This is a genomic window from Pseudomonas sp. 8209, assembly GCF_028682105.1.
In the GTDB taxonomy this organism is placed as follows: Bacteria; Pseudomonadota; Gammaproteobacteria; order Pseudomonadales; family Pseudomonadaceae; genus Aquipseudomonas; species Aquipseudomonas palmensis.
In genome coordinates this window covers 1-223 of record NZ_JANIAH010000038.1, presented here as the reverse complement: position 1 = coordinate 223, position 223 = coordinate 1, and the positions used below count along the sequence as shown (strand labels likewise).

Genomic DNA, 223 nt, shown 5'->3' with positions numbered 1-223 from the left:
TTCCTGCGCCTGTACCTCGCGCGCCTGCTGGCCGAAGCCGTCCTGCTGTTCGCTGGCGGTGGCCAGGCGTTCGGCGGTCTCGGGCAGGTCCTTGTGATGCTTGGCTTCGTGATGGCGCGGCTCGGTGGTCAGCAGCAAACCCGCCGCCGCACGGATCGCCCCATGCCGGTCGGTACGCAGCTCGAAACCCTCGCCCCGCGGCTGGCCGCCCGAGGGGCGCGGA

At 72.2% G+C, this 223-nt stretch carries 1 protein-coding gene; it reads right to left on the bottom strand.

Annotated features, from left to right (window positions below; translation table 11 throughout):
- A partial coding sequence (locus tag NP552_RS25900; RefSeq protein WP_274097334.1) for a type VI secretion system Vgr family protein occupies positions 1-223 on the bottom strand: 223 nt, incomplete at both ends.